Source organism: Mesorhizobium sp. M7A.F.Ca.CA.002.05.1.1, from assembly GCF_003998335.1.
Taxonomy (GTDB): Bacteria; Pseudomonadota; Alphaproteobacteria; order Rhizobiales; family Rhizobiaceae; genus Mesorhizobium.
This window is the reverse complement of record NZ_RZQI01001242.1, coordinates 1-1,308: the sequence shown is the minus strand read 5'-3', so window position 1 is coordinate 1,308 and position 1,308 is coordinate 1. Positions and strand designations below refer to the sequence as shown.

2 protein-coding genes and 1 pseudogene are annotated in these 1,308 nt (G+C 63.1%); all 3 read right to left on the bottom strand.

The window, feature by feature from the left end; all coding sequences use genetic code 11:
• Positions 1 to 89 (bottom strand): annotated as a pseudogene (locus EN939_RS39530) (2-amino-4-hydroxy-6-hydroxymethyldihydropteridine diphosphokinase); the annotation flags it as partial.
• On the bottom strand, positions 73 to 432 hold the full coding sequence (folB, locus tag EN939_RS34520) for a dihydroneopterin aldolase (protein WP_023813034.1): 360 nt from the start codon (positions 430 to 432) through the stop codon (positions 73 to 75). The pseudogene EN939_RS39530 and the gene folB, both read right to left, overlap by 17 nt.
• Before the next feature lie 3 nt (positions 433 to 435).
• Positions 436 to 1,287, bottom strand: a complete 852-nt coding sequence (gene folP / locus EN939_RS34515) for a dihydropteroate synthase (protein WP_127271860.1) — start codon at positions 1,285 to 1,287, stop codon at positions 436 to 438.
• Between the last annotated feature and the right edge of the window lie 21 nt (positions 1,288 to 1,308).

The window sequence follows — 1,308 nt, the reverse complement described above, 5'->3', positions numbered from 1 at the left end:
AGCATGCGCAGCGCCGCGCCCATGGATTTCGCCGGATCGCCAAGATTGCCGCCAAGGCTGAGATAAACGGTACTATTCGGGCCAGACAACGGTCACCTCGACATAATCGAGCACGCCAGGCACCGGTGCGTTCGGCTTGCGCACCGTGATCTCGGCTTTCTTAATCTGCGGAAAACGCGCCGTCAGCGCACGGGCCACTTCGAGCGCCAGCGACTCGATGAGAAAACGGCGCTGCCCGGTGATGATCTTCTCAATGACGGTGAATGCAATGCCGTAGTGGACTGTATCCTCGATCGAATCCTCGGCAAGCGCGCGGCCTGGATCGACGGTGAGAACAGCATCGACATAGAAGCGCTGGCCGAGCCTTTCCTCCTCGTCCAGCACGCCGTGCCGGGCAAAGAAAGCGCAGTTCTTCATGCGGATGACATACATCGCTCAGTTTCTCGCCTGGTCCGTCCGACGCGCCAGCATAGCATCCGCGAGCGCCAAAGCGTCCACGTTGAATGCGACATCGTGGACGCGAAACAGATCGGCGCCCTGGAGCCTCAATATAACGCTGGTCGCCGCTGTTCCGACCCCTCTGTCGGCGGCATCACGGCCGGTGACCGTGCCGATGAAGCGTTTTCGCGACGTACCGGCCATCAGCGGCAGGCCGAGGGCATGCAATTCCGAAAAGCGTGCCATCAGGTCGAGATTTTCCTCCGCCGTCTCCTTGGCGAATCCGAAACCGGGATCGAGCACGATACGATCGTCGGCGATGCCGTTCTGGCGGGCGATTTCCAGCGACCTTCGCAGGAACGTCAGTTGATCGGCAATCGCATCCGGCAGCTTCTGGCGATCCCGCCCAGTATGCATGATGACAAGCCCCGCGCCGGTGTCGGCGGCGACACGCGCAATATCGGGCTCGCGCTGCAAACCCCAGACATCGTTGACGATATGCGCGCCGGCGGCGACCGCCAGCCGCGCCGTGTCGGCACGATAGGTGTCGACCGAAATCAGCACCTCGCTCACGCCCGCCAGCGCTTCGATCACCGGCAGGATGCGGTCCTGTTCCTGGCTGGCCGATACCGCGGCAGCACCTGGGCGCGTCGATTCTCCGCCGACATCGACAACCAGCGCCCCTTCCCCGATCATGCGGCGCGCCTGGGCCAGCGCCTTTTCAGGGGCGTCGAACTGGCCGCCGTCGGAAAAGCTATCGGGCGTGACATTGAGGATGCCGACGACCACGGCCTTGCCGCCAAGGTCGAGATGGCGTCCATGCGCCAACTGCCATCGCCGGGCCGTCATTGCTCATCGACCATGGAGCTG